At 47.9% G+C, this 20,093-nt stretch carries 16 protein-coding genes; 6 read left to right on the top strand and 10 right to left on the bottom strand.

Translation table 11 applies throughout. The features are described 5' to 3' along the window. Positions 1-33: 33 nt before the first annotated feature. Positions 34-480 (top strand): peptidylprolyl isomerase, encoded by a 447-nt coding sequence (locus FD967_RS08785; protein WP_215325656.1) that lies wholly within the window; start codon positions 34-36, stop codon positions 478-480. A gap of 3 nt (positions 481-483) precedes the next feature. After that, the gene (gene ispH / locus FD967_RS08780) at positions 484-1,449 is read left to right on the top strand and encodes a 4-hydroxy-3-methylbut-2-enyl diphosphate reductase (protein ID WP_215325655.1); all 966 of its coding nucleotides are present in this window, start codon (positions 484-486) and stop codon (positions 1,447-1,449) included. 85 nt (positions 1,450-1,534) lie between these two features. Here the strand turns inward: ispH and FD967_RS08775 are convergent, their stop codons facing one another. Further along, a complete protein-coding gene (locus FD967_RS08775; RefSeq protein ID WP_215325654.1) occupies positions 1,535-2,728 on the bottom strand; it encodes an acetylornithine transaminase in 1,194 nt (397 codons plus the stop codon). 51 nt (positions 2,729-2,779) lie between these two features. Continuing rightward, positions 2,780-3,820 (bottom strand): CDP-6-deoxy-delta-3,4-glucoseen reductase, encoded by a 1,041-nt coding sequence (locus FD967_RS08770; RefSeq protein ID WP_215325652.1) that lies wholly within the window; start codon positions 3,818-3,820, stop codon positions 2,780-2,782. Positions 3,821-3,856: 36 nt separating this feature from the next. Between FD967_RS08770 and FD967_RS08765 the strand changes: the two genes are divergently transcribed. Beyond that, on the top strand, positions 3,857-4,744 hold the full coding sequence (locus FD967_RS08765; protein WP_215325650.1) for an SDR family oxidoreductase: 888 nt from the start codon (positions 3,857-3,859) through the stop codon (positions 4,742-4,744). Here FD967_RS08765 and FD967_RS08760 read toward each other — a convergent pair. The 3 genes from FD967_RS08760 to FD967_RS08750 form a co-directional block, all read right to left on the bottom strand. Then, positions 4,725-6,497, bottom strand: coding sequence for a glutamine--tRNA ligase/YqeY domain fusion protein (locus FD967_RS08760; RefSeq protein WP_215325648.1), 1,773 nt, complete (start codon positions 6,495-6,497; stop codon positions 4,725-4,727). The genes FD967_RS08765 and FD967_RS08760 overlap by 20 nt on opposite strands. Positions 6,498-6,581: 84 nt before the next feature. Further along, the gene (locus tag FD967_RS08755) at positions 6,582-8,084 is read right to left on the bottom strand and encodes a tripartite tricarboxylate transporter permease (protein WP_215325647.1); all 1,503 of its coding nucleotides are present in this window, start codon (positions 8,082-8,084) and stop codon (positions 6,582-6,584) included. Between the two features lie 18 nt (positions 8,085-8,102). Then, on the bottom strand, positions 8,103-8,564 hold the full coding sequence (locus FD967_RS08750; RefSeq protein WP_215325646.1) for a tripartite tricarboxylate transporter TctB family protein: 462 nt from the start codon (positions 8,562-8,564) through the stop codon (positions 8,103-8,105). Between the two features lie 123 nt (positions 8,565-8,687). Here FD967_RS08750 and alaS point away from each other — a divergent pair, with 123 nt between their 5' ends. Beyond that, on the top strand, positions 8,688-11,312 hold the full coding sequence (gene alaS, locus FD967_RS08745) for an alanine--tRNA ligase (RefSeq protein ID WP_215325645.1): 2,625 nt from the start codon (positions 8,688-8,690) through the stop codon (positions 11,310-11,312). 8 nt (positions 11,313-11,320) lie between these two features. Continuing rightward, positions 11,321-11,548 (top strand): sulfurtransferase TusA family protein, encoded by a 228-nt coding sequence (locus FD967_RS08740; protein ID WP_215310385.1) that lies wholly within the window; start codon positions 11,321-11,323, stop codon positions 11,546-11,548. A gap of 83 nt (positions 11,549-11,631) precedes the next feature. On the opposite strand, the gene galU is transcribed toward FD967_RS08740, so the two are convergent. Together galU and FD967_RS08730 are read right to left on the bottom strand one after the other, a co-directional pair. Next, positions 11,632-12,522 carry a UTP--glucose-1-phosphate uridylyltransferase GalU gene (gene galU, locus FD967_RS08735; protein ID WP_215325644.1) on the bottom strand — a complete coding sequence of 297 codons (891 nt, stop codon included), beginning with the start codon at positions 12,520-12,522 and terminating at the stop codon, positions 11,632-11,634. Between the two features lie 13 nt (positions 12,523-12,535). Beyond that, complete coding sequence (locus tag FD967_RS08730) at positions 12,536-15,436, bottom strand: valine--tRNA ligase (protein ID WP_215325643.1); 2,901 nt, start codon at positions 15,434-15,436, stop codon at positions 12,536-12,538. A 24-nt stretch (positions 15,437-15,460) separates the two neighbouring features. Between FD967_RS08730 and FD967_RS08725 the strand changes: the two genes are divergently transcribed. Further along, complete coding sequence (locus FD967_RS08725; RefSeq protein ID WP_215325642.1) at positions 15,461-17,848, top strand: UvrD-helicase domain-containing protein; 2,388 nt, start codon at positions 15,461-15,463, stop codon at positions 17,846-17,848. On the opposite strand, the gene FD967_RS08720 is transcribed toward FD967_RS08725, so the two are convergent. From FD967_RS08720 to FD967_RS08710, 3 genes are read right to left on the bottom strand one after another with little or no spacing between them, the layout of a single operon-like run. After that, entirely contained in the window at positions 17,845-18,627 is a 783-nt protein-coding gene (locus FD967_RS08720) for a BPSS1780 family membrane protein (RefSeq protein WP_215325640.1), read from the bottom strand. The genes FD967_RS08725 and FD967_RS08720 overlap by 4 nt on opposite strands. Beyond that, a complete protein-coding gene (locus FD967_RS08715) occupies positions 18,624-19,601 on the bottom strand; it encodes a homoserine kinase (RefSeq protein WP_215325638.1) in 978 nt (325 codons plus the stop codon). Before FD967_RS08715 ends, FD967_RS08720 begins: the two co-directional genes overlap by 4 nt. Before the next feature lie 9 nt (positions 19,602-19,610). Beyond that, positions 19,611-19,982, bottom strand: a complete 372-nt coding sequence (locus FD967_RS08710; protein WP_251369020.1) for a hypothetical protein — start codon at positions 19,980-19,982, stop codon at positions 19,611-19,613. Positions 19,983-20,093 lie beyond the last annotated feature (111 nt).

Here is a 20,093-nt window from a genome sequence, read left to right as displayed (position 1 = left end):
CACGCTAGGGTCTGGCCTAGATACAATGACCTTATGACTAAGCTTACGGTTTTGCCCAATTCCTTTCTGACCCTCAACTATCGGCTGACTTTGCCGAGTGGGGATGACTACATCAATACTTTTATCGATCGCCCTGCGACGGTGTTGATGGGTTCTGGACAATTTGCGCCTTGTTTTGAAAAGGTATTAATCGGATTGGGTGTAGGTGATAAGAAAAGTGCCTTATTGCCACCAGAAGACAGTTTTGGGGAGCGTAAAGAAGAATTAATTCAGTGGGTTTCTCTGAATGCACTTAAAGAGGGTCGCGATGAAAATGTGGAATTTAATCCTGGTGATGTCATTGAATTTAATGCGCCTGGTGGCGCTCAATACGCAGGTGTATTGCAATCGATTAACGAAGAGGGTGCCTGGTTTGATTTCAATCACCCGCTTGCTGGAAGGCCTGTTACCTTCGAAGCTCAAATTGTTGCAATTCTGTAGCCGATGAATAAACAAACTAATGCACAAACAGGCGGAGAAAGCACCGCTGAAATTTTGATGGCGCAGCCCCGTGGCTTTTGTGCGGGCGTTGATCGTGCAATCAATATTGTGAATGAAGCGCTGACACGCTTTGGTGCTCCAATTTATGTACGTCATGAGATTGTTCACAATGCTTATGTCGTGAACGAGCTGCGTGAAAAGGGCGCTGTATTTGTTGAAGAATTGCATGATGTTCCCAAAGGCGGCATTGTGGTGTTTAGTGCCCACGGTGTTTCTCAAGAAGTTCGTCAAGATGCTGAGGCGCGTGGCTTGCAGGTATATGACGCAACTTGCCCCTTGGTTACAAAGGTACATGTTGAGGTCATCAAGATGTGCAAGGATGGTTTTACAGTGTTGATGATTGGCCATGCGGGGCACCCGGAGGTCGAAGGTACGATGGGGCAGGTTAAGGAAGGTGTTCATCTGATTGAGAAAGTGGCCGATATTGCTGAGCTGCCTTTTACTGAGAATGAAAAAATCGCCTTTGTCACGCAAACGACACTCTCCGTCGATGAGACGAAAGAAATTGTCGATGCCTTAATTCAAAAATTCCCGGATATCGTGCAACCCCGTAAGCAAGATATTTGTTATGCCACTCAAAATCGCCAAGATGCTGTGAAATTTATGGCTCCTCAAGTTGAGGTAGTTATTGTGGTCGGAAGCAAGGCAAGCTCGAACTCGAATCGCTTGCGTGAATTAGCTGAAAAGCTAGGCGTACCGGCCTACATGGTCGATGCACCAGAGCAGCTTCAGGCCGAATGGTTTGTTGGCAAGAGGCGCGTAGGCCTAACTGCAGGCGCATCAGCCCCTGAAAGCCTAGCCCTTTCGATTGTGGCAAAGATTCAAGAATTTGGGCCACGCAGCATTCGTAATCTAGAAGGCGTGGTGGAGGATGTCATATTCTCACTGCCAAAGAATTTAGTGGGCTAGCTAGTAACGCCATTGTTAGGATGATTGTTGCAATAAAAGATAAAGGGGCTTAGAGCCCCTTTATTGCATTCAATCTGCGTATTTTTTAGCTTACTTGCTTGAGCAATTCTCTCAAAATATTGCACATCTGACGGATTTCATCATCAGAAACATTAAGTGCTGGCATAAAGCGAAGCAGATTAGGTCTTGGTGAATTAATTAATAAGCCCTCTGGAGTTCTATCGCGAGCTAGTTCAACCAGCTTCCCGCCGATATCACTACTCAACATTAGGGCGCGCAATAGCCCTTCACCGCGCTCGCCATCCAGATTAAATTCTGCGGAAATGGCAAGGAGCTCTTTACTGAGCAGTTCACCCTTGGCGCGCACAGAATCTAGGAATCCTGGCGCCAATAATTGCTCGATCACACTAATGCCTACTGCGACCATCAGTGGATTGCCGTTATAGGTACCACCCTGATCACCAGGTACAAAACAAGCAACCGCATCGGTTGCCATCAGTGCGGCTAATGGCACGCCACCACCAATGCCTTTGCCCAAGGTCATGATGTCTGGTTCGATGCCGTAGTGCTGATAAGCAAAGAGAGTGCCAGTGCGACCACAGCCGGCTTGGACTTCATCGACGATCAACAGAATATTATTTTCTTTAGTGAATTTACGCAGGCTTTGCATAAATTCTTTGGTAGTGGGAATGACGCCACCTTCACCTTGTACTGGCTCAAGCATGACTGCAACGGTTTTATCGGTCACCAGTTTTTTGACGGAATCTAAATCATTTAATTCGGCTTTAAGAAAACCAGGAACTTGTGGGGCAAACATGGTGTCCCAGCCTGGCTTACCAGATGCGCTCATCGTTGCTAAGGTGCGACCATGAAAGCTGTGATCAAAAGTAATGATTTCAAAGGCGCCTGACTTATTGAGTTGCCCCCATTTACGCGCCAGCTTGATGGCGCCTTCATTCGCTTCAGCCCCGCTATTAGCAAAAAATACTTTGTTAAAGCAGCTGTTTTCGGTCAAAAGATTCGATAGGCGAATCATTGGCTCGTTATAAAACGCTGGACTTGGATTGATGAGTTTTTTTGCTTGTGCGTTAAGTGCGTCAATCATGCCGGGGTTGCTATGACCGAGACAGTTCACTGCCCAGCCTTGCAAGAAATCTAAATAATGCTTGCCGTTGTTATCAGTCAGCCATGAGCCTTTACCCTCAACCATAGTCAACTCTGGTCGCGGGGTAATAAACATCACTGAGTGGGCATCTACGGATTGGGCTGGCTTATTCATATCGTATGCAAAGTGAATTCAAATGAGGTTTCTATTATCGCGCTTAGCAGGCTAGTTTGTCGCGAGATCAGCAGCGCTAGTAAAGGAGTCTGCAAAGAACTCCTGTTCGGGCAGACTGCACTGGGATGAAAAGTCCTGGCGGGCCGCATTGACCATCACAGGGGCGCCGCAGGCATAGACCTGGTAAGGGCTCATATTGAGATGGTCGGCCATCACAGCTTGGTGCACAAAGCCTGTGCGCCCAGTCCATTGATCCTCCGGTAGGGAATCTGAAATGACTGGGATGTATTTGAAGTTCGGAATATCTTTTGCCCATGACTGGCAGAGCTTATTGAGGTAGAGGTCGCTTGGACGCCGTCCACCCCAATACAGATGCATCGGGCGCTGGATCTTTTTGAGCTGCATTTGCTCGACGATGGATTTGATGGGCGCAAAACCAGTACCTGCGGCAACAAAGATAATGGGCTTTTTAGAATCTTCTCTTAAAAAGAAGCTACCCAGTGGACCTTCAAAACGCAGAATATCTTTTTCTTTTAAAGCGGGGTCTTTTGCACCAAAGACTTGGTCGGTAAAGAGTCCGCCTGGTAAGTGGCGAATATGCAACTCAAGGGGGCCCTCTTGATCGGGTGCATTGGCAATCGAGTAGGCGCGGCGCTGCCCATCCTTGAGAAGAAATTCTAAATACTGTCCGGCTAAAAATTGAAAGCGCTCGGCAGCTGGTAATTGCAGTTGAAGAATGGCTACATCTACGCTCGGTTTAACGATGGTGTTCACGCGACAAGGTACTTTCCGAATGGCGATATCGCTAGCGCCCTGAACTTCACGCGCTTCAATGAGCAGGTCTGATTTGGGATGAGCGCAGCAAAACAAGGTACCACCGGTGGCTTCATCAGCTGGGCTTAGGGCAGCAGCACTATGTTGTCCATGCTCTACCTGACCCTCCAGAATCTTGCCCTTACAGGATCCGCAGGCACCATTTTTACAGCCATAGGGAAGGGTGATGCCCTGCTGTAAGGCTGCCTCCAGGAGGGTCTCATCCTTCTGCACGGTAAATTGTTTGCCGCTCGCCTTGAGCGTGACTTGATAAGACACTCTCATTCCTTTCAATAAATCGTTACGATGTGATGTATGCAATCTTTTAGTAAATCTCGAATCCTGATCGTCGGCTGTGGTGACATTGGTCTGCGTGTTGCCAAGCAGCTCGCACGAAGTCATCGCATATACGCCTTAACTTCCCAGAAAACCCGTTTTCAGGAGTTGAGAGCGGTTGGCGCGATTCCGATTTTGGGGGATCTGGATAAGCCCGATAGCTTGTGGCGTTTAAGTGGATTAGCCCAAACCGTGATCCACTTGGCACCACCCCAAAATACAGGTCATCGTGATTGCCGAACTCGCAACCTCCTCCGAATTTTAGCCCAAGGTTCTGATACTGTTGGGCGCGTGATTTATGTAAGCACAACAGGCGTTTATGGTGATCACGCAGGCGCTAAGGTAAGCGAAGTGACGCCGGTTAAACCTCAAAGCGAGCGAGCTAAGAGAAGGGTGGATGCAGAAAACTGCCTACGTCTTTGGGCGCCAGCTCATGGAGTCGCCCTCACCATTCTGCGTGTGCCAGGTATTTATGCTGCTGACCGCTTGCCGGTTGAGCGCATTCAGGCCGGCACCCCCGCCTTAAACCCAGCTGAGGATGCTTACTCAAACCACATACAGAGTGATGACTTGGCAAGATTAGTTTGCGCTGCCGTTTATCACGGCAAGCCACAACGCGTCATTAATGTATGTGACGGTGGTGAAACCAAGATGGGTGACTACTTTGATGAAGTAGCTGATGCCTTTGGCTTAGAGCGACCACCCAGATTGCCAGCTGAGCAGTTGGAGAAAATCGTATCCCCCATGCTGTGGTCTTTTATGCGGGAGTCACGGCGCGTAACGAATACACGGCTAGCCGAATTGAAAACCCCGCTACGCTATCCTAGCGTGGCAGAGTTTCTGAAAACTATTTCCAAGAATCCTTAAGGCCGACCGTACGATTAAATACCGGTTGACCTGGTTTTGATTCGCTTTGATCCGCAACAAAATAGCCATGGCGCTCAAACTGAAAACGGTCTTCCGCTTTGACGTCCTTCATGCACGGCTCTAAGTACGCAGTAATCGTTTGCTTCGAGTGAGGATTGATTGCGTCAAGGAAATTTTTATCCCCACCGTCTGGATGTGGGTCATTAAATAGGTGGTCATAGAGGCGAACTTGTGCAGGCACAGCTTGTGCAACGCTGATCCAATGAATGTTGCCCTTGACCTTGTAATTATTTGACCCGGGTGTACCACTCTTGCTGTCTGGGAAGTGTGTTGCATTGACTTGAGTCACCTTGCCATTAGCATCCACTTCAAAGCCGGTGCACTCGATCACAAAGCCATGACGTAAACGCACACGTCCACCAGCTTGATCGCCAATTGGTGGATAGAGTCTGAAGAACCCCTTGACGGGCTCTTGCATAAAGTCATCTTCTTCAATCCACAATTCTTTGGTGAAATGAAACTCACGATTACCCCACTCAGGATGTTGTGGATGGCGCGGTGCTGAGCAAGGCTCGCTCGCGGATGCATCGAAGTTTTCAATCACAAGCTTGAGTGGCTTGAGGACCGCTGTGGCCCTTGGAGCCTTGGCTTCAAGATCATCGCGCAAGGCCTGATCCAGAGTACTCATATCGATCCAGCTATCTGCTTTAGAAACGCCAATACGCTCACAGAACAGACGAATACTTTCTGGCGTATAACCTCTGCGACGAATACCTACAATCGTTGGCATCCGTGGGTCATCCCAGCCATCAACATGCTTTTCTTCTACCAATTGCAAGAGCTTACGCTTGCTAGTGATGGTGTAAGTTAAATTGAGGCGGGCGAATTCGTATTGATGCGGAACGGGATTTTTGAAGATGCCCAGCTCAGCTAAAGAGGCAACAATCCAATCGTAGAGCGGACGATTGTTTTCAAACTCCAAAGTGCAAATAGAGTGCGAAACATTTTCTAGAGCATCAGAAATGCAGTGTGTGAAATCATATAAAGGATAGATGCACCACTTGCTACCAGTGCGGTGGTGATCCGTATGACGAATACGATAGACCACAGGATCACGCATGACGATATTGGGATGGGCCATGTCGATCTTCAAGCGCAGTACATGTTCACCATCTTTATATTTGCCAGCACGCATCTCTTGGAATAAAGCTAGGTTCTCATCGGGCGAGCGATCGCGGTAAGGACTATTTTTTCCAGCTTGGCCAAAGTTGCCACGATTGGTGTGGATGTCATCTGCACTCTGACTATCAACATAGGCTTTGCCATTTTGAATCAGAATTTCGGCAAACTCATAGAGTCGATCAAAGTAATCACTCGCGTGATACAAATGCGTGCCCCAATCAAAGCCAAGCCATCTAACCGCATCTAAAATGCTATCAGCGTACTCAACATCTTCTTTGACTGGATTGGTGTCATCCAAGCGCATATTGCAACGCGCACCACCCGCTTGATTGTTGTAATCAGCAGCTAAGCCAAAGTTCAGGCAAATACTTTTAGCATGACCAATATGAAGATAGCCATTGGGTTCTGGTGGAAAGCGCGTAATGATGGAGGGGATAGCTTGACCATCTCGATTAGTGCGATTTTGGTAGGCGCCACTTGCTAGGTCATGATCGATGATCTGGCGCAAAAAGTTAGAGGGCTCAGCAAGAATGCCGGCCGGCGATTTAGATGGTTTGCTATCTTCGGACATGCGCCCATTGTAGAGAAAACCCCTGCCTGTAAAGAAAAAAGCCCGCAAACTGCTGCGGGCTCGTTTCTGGGAAGCGCTTGAGAATTACTCTTCTACGAAAGCCTCTTCACGGGTTTTCTTAACCGCAGGCAAGGCCACGATCACCACCAAGAGGGCTGCTGCAATGAGTAAGCCTAAGGAGAGTGGTCGGGTTACGAAGGTTGAGAAGTCGCCGCGTGATAACAAGAGAGCGCGACGGAAGTTCTCCTCCATCATCGGTCCAAGCACGAAGCCTAAGAGTAATGGAGGGGGTTCGCAACCCAGTTTGAAGAAGAGGTAACCAATTAAACCGAAGGCTGCGGTTACATAAACGTCAAATACGGTGTTGTTGACGGTATACACGCCAATACAGCAGAACACCAAAATTGCTGGGTAGAGAAAGCGATAAGGAATCTTCAAGAGCTTTACCCAAATACCAATGAGTGGCAAGTTCAAGAGAATCAACATCACGTTACCGATCCACATCGAGGCAATCAGACCCCAGAACAAAGCTGGGTTACTGGTCATGACTTGTGGACCAGGCTGGATGTTATGAATCGTCATCGCGCCAACCATCAAAGCCATTACAGCATTCGGTGGGATACCCAAGGTAAGCAATGGGATGAAGGAGGTTTGAGCGGCGGCATTGTTGGCTGCTTCAGGACCTGCTACACCCTCAATGGCACCCTTACCAAACTCATGGCTGTACTTAGAGGATTTCTTTTCTACTGAGTAGGCGCCAAAGGCTGCCAAAGCAGCACCGCCGCCTGGCAGAATGCCCAAGATGGAGCCAATGGTTGTGCCGCGCAAGATGGAGGGAATCATGCGCTTGATATCAGTCTTGGTCGGCATCATGGTGGTAAGTTTGTTGAGGAAGCCCTCGTCATCACCAGTTTTTTCCAGGTTACCCATAATTTCCGCAAAACCAAAGACACCCATTGCAACGGCTACGAATCCAATGCCGTCACTCAATTCGGGGATGTCAAAAGCATAGCGGGATACGCCAGAGTTCACGTCAGTACCGATCAAGCCCATCAAGAGGCCCAGGATGATCATGCCGATCGCCTTGATCAAAGAGCCTGAGGCTAGTACGACGGCGCCAATTAAGCCTAAGATCATCAGGGAGAAATATTCGGCAGGACCGAACTTAAATGCTAATTGGGAGAGTGGTGCAGCAAATGCAGCCAAAACCAGTGTTGCTACGCAACCAGCAAAAAATGAACCCATGCCGGCAGTAAAGAGGGCTACACCTGCTCGACCATTTCTAGCCATTTGATAGCCGTCAATCGCCGTCACCACCGAGGACGTTTCCCCTGGGATGTTGAGCAAAATCGCAGTAGTAGAGCCGCCGTACTGTGAGCCGTAGTAAATACCGGCTAACATAATCAAAGCGGCAATTGGAGGCAATGCATAGGTGGCTGGCAGGAGCATCGCAATGGTTGCGATTGGGCCTAGGCCTGGCAAAACACCGATTAATGTACCCAAAATACAGCCAATCAGGCAGTACATCAGATTTTGTAAGGTAAACGCTGTGTCGAAACCGAGCGCTAAATTAGCAAATAAATCCATTTTGAGAGTCCCGGTTCGTTATTGTTGTAGGAATACTGGTAGGAGTGGGAACTGAAGCTTGAGACCCAAAACAAAGACTGAGTAAGTGAAGGTCACTAGGAAGGCTGCATTGATCAAGGAGCCTTTCCAAGTGAACTCTTTGCTGGCGCTAGCTGACACTAGTACCAAGGCCACTACAGCGACTAAAAAGCCCATGCGTGGCAGTAATAAGCCATAGAGCACTACCGATCCTGTAATTTGCGCAATGATCTTCCAATTGAACTTAGGAATGGATTCGATTGCAGCTTTAGCACCCATAGATTTAACTAGTACTAAGAGCCCTAAAAGCGTCATCAGTATGCCAAGCCAAAATGGAAAGTAGCCTGGCCCCATCTTGGCTGCAGTGCCCATGGGGTACTGGGTAGCTACGATGGTGAAGAATAGGCCAATAACCATATACATGATTCCTGCGCCAAAATCCCGTTGATTGCGAATTTTCAAGTTGAGCTCCTTATATCGACTTAAGGGTCGATCTATTTATTGATGTTACGGGATTGTAAGGCAGGATTGAGGTGCTTTACCCAAGGTTTGCCCCCGACAAGTGCCAATGCGATAATTATTCGCATGAAAGTCTCTCAAATTCGCCAGGCGTACCTGGACTACTTCGCCCAAAAAGGCCATCAAATTGTCCCATCCAGCCCAGTGGTGCCTGGAGACGACCCAACCCTGCTATTTACCAATGCGGGGATGAATCAGTTTAAGGACGTGTTTTTAGGCTTTGATAAGCGCCCTTACAACCGAGCTACAACCGCCCAGAAATGTATTCGTGCCGGTGGCAAACACAATGACTTGGATAACGTTGGCTATACAGCGCGTCACCACACCTTTTTTGAAATGCTGGGTAATTTCTCTTTTGGGGATTACTTCAAGAAGGATGCGATTCAGTTTGCGTGGGGATTGCTGACTGAAGTCTTTAAGCTGCCAGAAGAAAAGCTGCTCGTCACCGTCTACGCGGAAGATGACGAGGCTTATGAGATTTGGAATAAGCAAATCGGCGTTCCAGCTGAGCGCATTATTCGCATTGGCGATAACAAAGGCGCTCGTTATGCTTCAGATAACTTCTGGATGATGGGCGATACAGGTCCATGCGGCCCCTGTACTGAAATCTTCTATGACCACGGCCCACATATTGCTGGTGGTCCTCCTGGTAGTCCTGATGAAGATGGCGATCGCTATATTGAGATCTGGAATAACGTATTCATGCAGTTCAATCGCGATGAAGCGGGCAATATGCATCCATTGCCCAAGCCGAGTGTCGATACTGGTATGGGCCTTGAGCGTATTGCGGCAGTGTTGCAGCACGTGCACTCGAACTATGAGATTGACCTCTTTGTGAATTTGCTCAAAGCAGCTAAAGAGGCTGTTGATGCAGCTGGTGGTGAGAATTGCGATTCTACTAGCCCATCTCTCAAAGTCATTGCCGATCACATTCGCGCCTGTAGTTTTATTGTGGCGGATGGTGTGATTCCAGGTAACGCAGGCCGCGGCTATGTCCTTCGTCGTATTACACGCCGCGCAATTCGTCATGGCTACAAATTAGGCGCACGCAAACCTTTCTTTTACCAACTGGTTCCCGCCCTCGTAAAAGAGATGGGTCAGGCTTATCCAGAGTTGCAGGCAGCGAAAGATAAAGTAAGTGAAGTGATTAAGCAGGAGGAAGAGCGTTTCTTCCAGACAATCGCTAACGGTATGGAGATTTTGGAGAGCGCACTTACTGGTGGCGCTAAGACGGTTGATGGTGAAACCGCTTTCCGCTTACACGATACCTTTGGGTTCCCATTGGATCTCACTGCTGACGTATGCCGTGAGCGCGATGTCACAGTCGATGCCGAAGGTTTCGACTTGGCAATGCAAAAGCAGCGCGATCAAGCAAGAGCAGCAGGTAAGTTCAAAGTGGCTCAAGGCTTAGGTTATTCCGGTAAGCCAACCCAGTTCCACGGCTACGACACCTTGAAGTATGAAGGCGCCAAAGTAACCGCGCTCTATGTTGATGGTTCTGCAGTGCAGTCTATTAAGGCTGGTGATGTAGCAGTGATCGTGTTGGATAACACGCCTTTTTATGCTGAGTCTGGTGGACAAGTTGGAGACAAGGGTGAGTTGCGCAATGATGTGGTTCGCTTCGCAGTTGAAGATACTTTCAAGATTCAGGCGGATGTTTTTGGACATCAGGGCGAAGTGCAAGAGGGGGAGCTCAAGGTGGGCGATACGTTGAACGCCTTGGTAGATGCTCAGCAAAGAACAGAAATAATGCGTAACCACAGTGCCACACATATTTTGCATAAAGCCTTGCGTGAAGTATTGGGTGATCATGTGCAGCAAAAAGGTTCTTTAGTTGATGCTAGTAAAACCCGTTTTGATTTCACTCACAACGCACCCATTACCGTACAAGAAATTCGTCGGGTAGAAGATATTGTGAATGCCGAAATTTTGGCAAATACTGCGACCTCCGGAAAAGTGATGCTTCTTGACGATGCTCAGAAAACCGGTGCCACGATGCTCTTCGGTGAAAAGTATGCTGACGAAGTTCGCGTACTGGAAATCGGCAGCTCTAAGGAGTTGTGCGGTGGAACTCACGTTGGACGTACTGGTGATATCGGTAGCTTGAAGATTATTTCTGAAGGTGGTGTAGCGGCTGGTATCCGTCGTGTTGAGGCGGTAACTGGCAAAAATGCCCTGAACTTCTTGCAAGGTTTAGAAGACAAAATTAATGAAGCGGCTGCAGTTCTCAAAACCCACCCCGGTGATTTGGTGAGTCGTGTTGCTCAACTTCAAGATAGTTTGCGTCAGGCTGAAAGAGAGTTAGATAAGGTCAATTCCAAGCTCGCTGCAAGCCAAGGTGATGAGTTGGCAATGCAAGCGATTGATGTAAACGGTATCAAGGTCTTAGCGGCTCGCTTGGATGGCGCAGATGCTCAAGTCTTGCGCGAGACTATGGATGCCCTGAAAGCAAAGTTAAAGACTGCGGCGATTGTTTTGGCTTCAGTGCAGGGTGACAAGGTGAGTCTGATTGCAGGTGTGACTGCGGATTCGATTGCTAAGGTAAAAGCAGGTGACTTAGTGAACTTCGTTGCCCAGCAGGTTGGCGGTAAGGGCGGAGGTAAGCCGGAGATGGCGATGGCCGGTGGTACCGATCCAAGCAAGTTGGGGGTGGCTTTAGCTGGTGTAAAAGATTGGGTGGCATCTAAATGAGCGATGTCATCGAATTTAATCTCGAGGTCGACGCGATCGGCATGAATTGCCCGCTCCCAATCCTGCGCACCAAGAAAGCCCTAGCTACCATGCAATCAGGTGAAGTACTGAAAGTGAAGGCCACAGATGCTGGTGCTGCCCATGACTTTCCTGCGTTTGCTAAGCAGACCGGTAATGAACTGCTCTCTAGTACTGCAGAGGGTGATGTTCTAGTTTTCTTTTTAAAGAGAAGATAGATCTGATGTAGTGTCGCAAACCTTTAACCCCAAAGAAAAGGCAGAAAGTAATTTCTGCCTTTTTTGCTTTTTATTGCATGGGATTACCTTAAAGACCGGCTTTTTAGGTATTTAGCAAATTCCTCGCCAACTTCTGGGTGGCGCAAAGCAAAGTCAACTGAAGCTTTTAGGTAGCCCAACTTACTGCCACAGTCATAGCGGACCCCATCATATTCATAGGCAAATACAGGTTCTTCTTTCAGCAAGGATGCAATGGCATCAGTCAGCTGAATTTCTCCACCTGCGCCAGGCTTTACATTGCGAATGTGATCAAAAATCTTTGATGAGAGTACGTAGCGCCCTACTACTGCGAGATCGGATGGCGCATCAGCTGGCTTCGGTTTTTCAACGATGCCATTGAGTAGATGGATACCTTTTTTTATTTCATTGCCAGAGATGATTCCGTAGGAGCCACTTCTTGAGGGGTCAATTTTCTCAACGGCTAATACTGAACCCTCTTGCTCTTCATGAACCTTCAGCATTTGCGAAAGTACTGGAGGGTGTCCATCTAAAAGGTCATCCGCCAAGATGATTGCAAAAGGTTCGTCACCTACTAGCTTCTCAGCGCATAAAACAGCATGACCTAAACCCAATGGCTCCGATTGTCTGATGTAAACACAATTCACATTATCTGGTTTCACGCTGCGAACTAGATGAAGAAGATCTTGCTTATTCTTAGCTTCAAGAGCTGCTTCTAATTCGTAAGCTTTATCAAAGTGATCTTCAATTGCGCGTTTGCTACGGCCTGTAACAAAAATTAACTCAGTAATTCCAGCGGCAATCGCTTCATCAACCGCATATTGAATCAGCGGCTTATCAACGACATTGAGCATTTCTTTCGGACTTGCTTTAGTGGCTGGTAAAAATCGCGTACCGAATCCCGCAACCGGAAATACAGCCTTCGTTACTTTTTTAGAGTTGAAATGTAATGGCATGGACGATCCGTTCTTATTTGAGGCGTTCTAATTGTGCAACAAGCTTCTCATAGTTTTGCTCAAAGCCTGCAAGGCGTTGTTTTTCTTGAGCAACTACCTCTTCTGGGGCACGAGCTACAAAGCTTTCGTTACCAAGCTTGCTGCGTGCTTTCGTGATTTCATTGGCTAGGCGCTCAATTTCCTTACCTAGACGAATTCTTTCAGCAGCTACATCTACTTCAATTTTGAGTAACAACTTCAGATTACCAACCAAGGCCATTGGCGCGCCTGGGGCATCACTCTCTAGGGCGGACTCGTCATCGTAGATTTTGACTTCAGATAGTTTGGCTAAAGCAGTCAAGTACGGACTGGCCTTTTTCAAGAAATCTTGCGGGCCACTAATCCAAAGAGGCACCTTGAGTGCAGGAGAAACTTGCATCTCGCCACGTAGATTACGGCAAGCATCCACAATCGATTTAATCTGAGCTACCCAAGCTTCGCTTTGCTCATCAATCTTATCGAGTTGAGCAACCGGGTATGGCTGCAGCGCAACGGTTTGCTTATCTTGTTTGGCAAGCTCTTTACCAACCTTCGGTCCAACGGTTTGCCAAAGGGTTTCGGTAATGAATGGAATGAGTGGATGCGCCATACGCAAGATGGTTTCCAAAACGCGTAGAAGGGTACGACGAGTAGCGCGTTGCTGAGCAGGGGTACCAGTTTGTAATTGAACCTTGGCTAGCTCTAAGTACCAATCGCAATACTCATCCCAAACAAACTGGTAGATGCTAGTAGCAATATTGTCAAAGCGATAGTTTTGGAAGCCTTTCGCAACATCAGCTTCGGTTCTTTGCAACAAAGAAACAATCCAACGATCTGCTGCTGAAAATTCGAGGTAGCCTTCTGGACCGCATTGGTTGTCGCACGGTGCAAAGCCATTTTCTTCATCGTTGCCGGGGCAGTTCATCAGCACAAAGCGAGTAGCGTTCCATAGCTTGTTGCAGAAGTTACGATAGCCTTCACAACGTTTTTGGTCAAAGTTAATATTTCGACCCAGTGATGCAAGTGAAGCGAAGGTAAAGCGCAGAGCATCTGTACCAAATGCAGGAATGCCTTCTGGAAACTCCCTCTTTGTTTTTTTACTAATGCTTTCAGCTTGCTTTGGATTCATCAAACCGGTAGTGCGCTTTGCAACCAAGTTTTCAATCTTGATGCCGTCAATTAAATCGATAGGATCCAAAGTATTCCCTTTGGACTTACTCATCTTCTGGCCTTCAGCATCACGAACTAGGCCGTGCACATACACGGTATTGAAAGGCACCTTGCCAGTGAAATGGCAGGTCATCATGACCATTCTGGCTACCCAGAAGAAGATGATGTCAAAGCCCGTGACCAAGACCGATGACGGTAAGAAATGATTCAGGGCAGGCGTTTCCTCTGGCCAGCCTAATGAACTAAATGGCACCAGTGCAGAGCTAAACCAAGTGTCCAAAACATCGGGGTCACGATTGAGTTGACCGCTATAGCCGGCAGCAGTAGCTTTGACTTTCGCCTCTTCTTCAGAGCGTGCTACAAAAATTTGACCATCCTCGCCATACCAGGCGGGGATTTGATGACCCCACCAGAGTTGTCGAGAGATGCACCAGTCCTGAATATTTTCTAACCACTGAGAGTAGGTGCTAATCCAGTTTTCTGGAACGAGTTTAATGTCACCATTTTTTACTGCATCAAGCGCAGCGCCTGCAATAGAGGAGCCTGGTTGATATTGGTTATCTGGACTGGGTTTGGATACTGCGACAAACCACTGGTCAGTGAGCATCGGTTCAATAATGGTTTGGGTGCGATCACCGCGTGGCACCATTAATTTATGTGGCTGTACTTTTTCTAATAAGCCGGCTGCATCTAAGTCGGCAACGATTTGTTTGCGGGCAGCAAAGCGCTCAAGGCCTTGATAAACCGCAGGCGCATTCTCATTAATCTTGGCATCGAGGGTCAAGATATTGATGAGTGGTAATTGATGGCGTTGTCCAACGGCATAGTCGTTGAAGTCATGCGCAGGTGTTACTTTAACTACACCAGTACCAAAGGCTAAATCAACATAGTCATCGGCAATGATTGGAATTTCACGATTGCATAGCGGCAATTGCACTGACTTGCCAATGAGGTTTTTGTAGCGCTCATCTTCTGGGTTGACCATCACGGCGACGTCGCCCAATAAAGTCTCTGGGCGCGTGGTAGCAACGGTCAGGTGTCCGGAGCCATCTGCTAATGGATAGCGGATGTGCCACATGGAGCCATCTTCTTCCTCGCTCACTACTTCTAGATCTGAAACAGCCGTGCCGAGTACCGGGTCCCAGTTCACCAAACGTTTACCGCGGTAAATTAATCCTTGTTCATGCAGGCGAACGAATACCTCAACAACTGCTTTGGACATCTTGCTGTCCATCGTGAAATATTCTTTACTCCAATCAATTGAGGCGCCTAAGCGACGAATCTGACGGGTAATCGTATTGCCAGAAGTTTCTTTCCACTCCCATACTTTTTCTAAAAATTTCTCGCGACCTAAATCGTGGCGAGAGATCTTCTGTGCATCAAGCTGGCGCTCAACCACGATTTGTGTGGCGATACCAGCATGGTCTGTACCCGGAACCCACAAGGTATTTTTGCCAGACATACGGGCATGACGCACCAAGCCATCCATGATGGTTTGGTTAAAAGCGTGACCCATGTGTAGTGTGCCGGTCACATTCGGTGGCGGTAGCTGAATCGAGAAATCTCCCTTGCCCTCAACTAGGGTGGCGTCGGCAATGCCTCGGCGTTCCCATTCCGGACCCCAATAAGCTTCAATTGGGGCGGGTTCGTAGGATTTGGCCAGTTCGTCTAAAGAACTAGTTAATGGGGAGTCGGGTGAATTAGGGGTATTCGAAGCATTTGGCATAAGAGGCAAATTATAATTGGGGCGATGTACTCAGACCTACTCGCAAACCTTAATCCAGAACAACGCGAGGCAGTGACCCTCCCGCCGGTAAATGAAAATGGCCAGGGCCAGTCAGCCCTGATTTTGGCTGGCGCTGGGAGTGGAAAAACCCGCGTTCTGACGACCCGTATAGCTTGGTTGATCCAAACGGGCCAGGTTTCACCTATTGGCGTCCTAGCGGTGACCTTTACTAATAAAGCTGCCAAAGAGATGATGTTGCGTCTCAGTGCCATGTTGCCCATCAACACCCGGGGCATGTGGATCGGTACTTTTCATGGACTTTGCAACCGTTTATTGCGTGCGCATCACAAAGAAGCCGGTTTGCCGTCCACTTTTCAGATTTTGGATACCCAAGATCAGCTTTCTGCCATTAAGCGGCTTTTGAAGGGCTTAAAGGTCGATGATGAGAAATACCCCCCTAAGCAGTTGCAATACTTCATTGCGCACGCCAAAGAGCGTGGTCAGCGTGCCAAAGAGTTATCCGTAGGCGATGACTTCCAGGCCAAGATGGCTCAGCTGTACGAAGCTTACGATGAGCAGTGCCAGCGTGAAGGTGTTGTCGACTTTGCTGAACTCTTGTTACGCAGTTATGAATTGCTCAAACATAACGAGGCTATTCGTACGCACTATCAAGAACGCTTCCGTCATATTTTGATTGATGAGTTTCAAGACACCAATGCCTTGCAATACGCTTGGCTCAAATTACTCTCTGGTCACGACGCTAGTCGTGTCAATGTCAGCGGCATGGGAAGTAGTGCAGTTTTTGCGGTAGGTGATGATGATCAAAGTATTTACGCTTTCCGCGGTGCAGATGTAGAGAACATGCGTCTGTATGAAAAGCAATATCACCCGTTGATGGTCAAGCTTGAGCAAAATTACCGCTCACATGGCCACATCTTAGATACAGCTAATTACCTTATTTCCAACAATACGGATCGTCTAGGCAAGAACTTGCGTACCGATGCAGGTCATGGTGAGCCAGTGCGTATCTATGATGCCCCGAGTGATCACGCTGAAGCTGCATGGCTTGTAGATGAAATTAAAGCCCTAGTTAATAGTGGCATCAAGCGTACTGAAATTGCTTTGCTCTACAGAAGTAATGCTCAGTCACGCATTATTGAGCACGCCTTATTTTCTGCGGCGATTCCCTATCGTGTGTATGGTGGACTGCGCTTCTTCGAGCGCGCAGAGATTAAACATGCCTTAGCGTATTTACGTCTGCTAGAAAATCCCAATGACGACACTTCTTTCTCCCGCGTAGTGAATTTTCCGACACGCGGTATTGGGGCGAGATCGATTGAGGCTGTGCAAGATGCGGCTCGTGCACAAAACAGTTCTTTGTATTTGGCTGCATCGACATTGGACGGCAAAGCTGGTGCATCCTTAGGTGGCTTTGTACGCCTGGTAGATCATATGCGTGAAGCTACTCGTCACAACACCTTGCCTGAGACAGTGGAATTCGTGATTCAAAATAGTGGCTTGATTCAGCACTATCTCTCAGAGCGCGAAGGCCAGGACCGTGTAGAAAACTTACAAGAATTAATTAATGCTGCAACTGCATTTATTGCGGAAGAAGGTTATGGTCAGGATGCCACTGCTGCTACGCTACCGGGTGAGAATGCGCCTGGCGTAGTAGAGGTCTCACCATTAGCAGCATTCCTCTCGCACGCTTCACTTGAGGCTGGTGATAACCAAGCTCAGGCAGGCCAAGATGCTGTGCAGCTGATGACGGTGCACTCTGCTAAAGGGTTGGAGTTCACTTCGGTATTTATTACTGGCTTAGAAGAGGGACTATTCCCACATGAGAACAGTATTAATGAGCAGCATGGTTTGGAAGAAGAGCGACGCTTAATGTATGTTGCGATTACTCGCGCAAAGGAGCGTCTTTACTTGTCCCATACACAGTCACGCATGCTGCACGGCCAAGTTCGTTACAACATGCCATCTCGCTTCTTGGAAGAGTTGCCATCTGATTCGTTGAAATGGCTCACTCCAAAAGTGAAGGATGCCCGTTGGGGTGGTACTAGTAATGGAAATGGCGGACGCTCAGGGTCGACTTGGCAAGATGGCTACACACGTCAGCGCGAGTTTGGATCGAATGATTTCTTTGACAGTGGTAACGAGCGTGAGCGACCTGCAAGGCAAATTGGACGAGTAGGCTCTGCCTCAACCGCTGTAACTAGAATGGCCTCACCACCACGAGGAAATTACCCATTTACGATTGGGCAAAATGTGTTCCATACTAAGTTTGGCGAAGGGCGCGTTACCGGCCTAGAGGGTAATGATGCCGATGCGCGCGCACAGGTGAATTTCAAGCGCCATGGTGTGAAATGGCTGCAGCTCAGTATTGCTAAGCTTGCTGCCATAGATTAAGCAATTAATGTAGCCGATTCTTTTTCAGCAAAGCACGCTTTCCAGGTGGCGAAGAAAGAGCAGTGCATCACAGTCAGCCCTGCCATGGAAATAGGAGCGATGATGAATGATGCGGCTTGACCGAAGTCGAGAGCATCAAAGATGGATCCAATTGTTAATGGAATGGCGATTAAGATCGCACCCCAAATCGCGAGATAGATAAAGAATGCGCCTCGATTAGTCCAGCAAGCAACAGCACTGGAAAAGAGCGCTTGCGCTATGGGCATATCGGCCCAAGCAACGAGTACGGGAGAAAACCACATTAACATCGCAACGGGCACATAAAGAAGACCGCCAAAAAAGAGAATCAGATAAATCTGATTGATGGCTTCTGAAGTAATGGGCTTGTCGTTAGTCATCAGTGGAATGAGCAACTCAAAATCTACCAACATGCTTAAGATAAAGCTGAGGGCTAGGATGAGCGCGGCATAGACCAAACCCAATTGGAGAATACGTTTACGAATCAAGGGGGTGGATTGCAGGGCAATCACGTATACCGAGGGTCGAATACGCTCGTTTTGAATTGCTAGGCGACAGGCGCTCATAAAGCCCACAGACAAAGTAGGCGTGAGTAATAAGATGGCAAAAATACCAATCACGGGTACGAGCACCGCAAGTTGCGCTACAAATACGTACATGAATACCAGCATCAAAAAACCCAAAGGATTTTTTTTAAAAAGCCAAATGCCTTGACGTATCCAGGTGTAACCCTCTTTTGGGGTGACGGAATTGAGTTTCATATTGCCTTGCGACTTAAGAGAATATTTTCGAAATGACGAGGATCATGTGGGGTGAGCATTTGCGCATCACGTGGCAAATAAAAATCCCACAGGCGGGAGATCCAGAATCGTAGCGCTGCAGCGCGAATCATCAGTGGCCAACTTGCTTGTTCTTCAGTAGTGAGTGGTCGAACAGATTGATAGGCATCCATCAGCGCCTTGAAGCGAGCAGGATCTAAATCTTGTTTGTTGTCTGCAAGACACCAGTCATTTGTAGTAACTGCTAAATCAAATAACCACTTATCTGTTCCAGCGAAATAAAAGTCGAAGAAACCACCCAGCTGATCGTGAGAGCTATCGCTTGTGCCTTGAGGATCAAATAGCACGTTATCTCTAAAGAGATCGCAATGACTTGCCCCTTGTGGCAGTGATTTATAGGCCTCAGAGCTAAAGAATTGCTCTTGGGTTGAGAGCTCGCTAGTCAGCAATTCTTTTTGCGTAGCATTTAAGTGTGGCAACACTTGCGGAACTGTTTTTTGCCACCAAGTAAGGCTGCGAAGATTCTCTTGATTATGTTTAAAGTCGCTGCTGGCCAAATGCATTTTGGCTAAATATTCGCCAACCAAGGCGCAATGCTTGGCTTCGGGTGCAAGCCTAGAAATACCGGGAAGCTTGCTCACAATTGCTGCGGGCTTACCTTTGAGGGTAAATAAAATTTGCCCCTGCTGATTTTCAAGCGGCTTAGGAACTGGAATACCTTTATTGGCCAAATGGCGCATCAGCTCAAGGTAGTACGGGAGTTGCTCTGCAGACAGTCTTTCGAAAATAGTCAGAACGTATTCTTGTTTCTTGCCATCTTTCTCAGTGTCGAGAAAGAAATTGGAATTTTCAATGCCACCATGAATTCCACGAATATCAATGGCCCGCCCAATATCAAAGTCGCTTGAGATCCAAGCAGAGATATCACTTAGTTCAATGGGGGTGAAAACGGCCATGAATAAAGATTAAAAAGGAACTCGGATACTCGGTACGCTGATCAGGTCAGTTTCTTTGGGTACTCCGGGCATGACTGTTGTAGGGGGCGCCATTTCGTAACTGGTATAGCGTGTCTTCACATCCACCTGAGTGGGCGCATTGGTATCTTTGTATTCGGTAATTTCAGTACCCGTAGCTTCTTTGTGTTGAAAGCTCGGTTTACGACCTTCAGGTGCGCTGGTTGCTTGAGAAGCGCTCACTGCGGGTGCTAAGGGCTGATTATTAATGCGCTGCAACTCGGAGGGGCTCAGCGCTTGAGAATTGTTTTGGGCATGTGCACAATTCAGGCCAAAAGAGGCAAAAGCCACTAAAAAGCTTGTCAGAACAAGGGTTTGGCTCAAAGAAGAGTGGAGTAAGTTAGTTAGAGCGTGCATCATTTTTCACCTTTTTAGGCCTCTTTTCAGGAGGATTTGAAACTGATCTGTAGGCAGTTAGCAACTAGATTGTACGAT

Origin of the sequence: Polynucleobacter sp. JS-Mosq-20-D10, assembly GCF_018687755.1 — a bacterium.
GTDB lineage: Bacteria > Pseudomonadota > Gammaproteobacteria > Burkholderiales > Burkholderiaceae > Polynucleobacter.
This window is presented reverse-complemented; position numbering and strand designations above follow the sequence as displayed.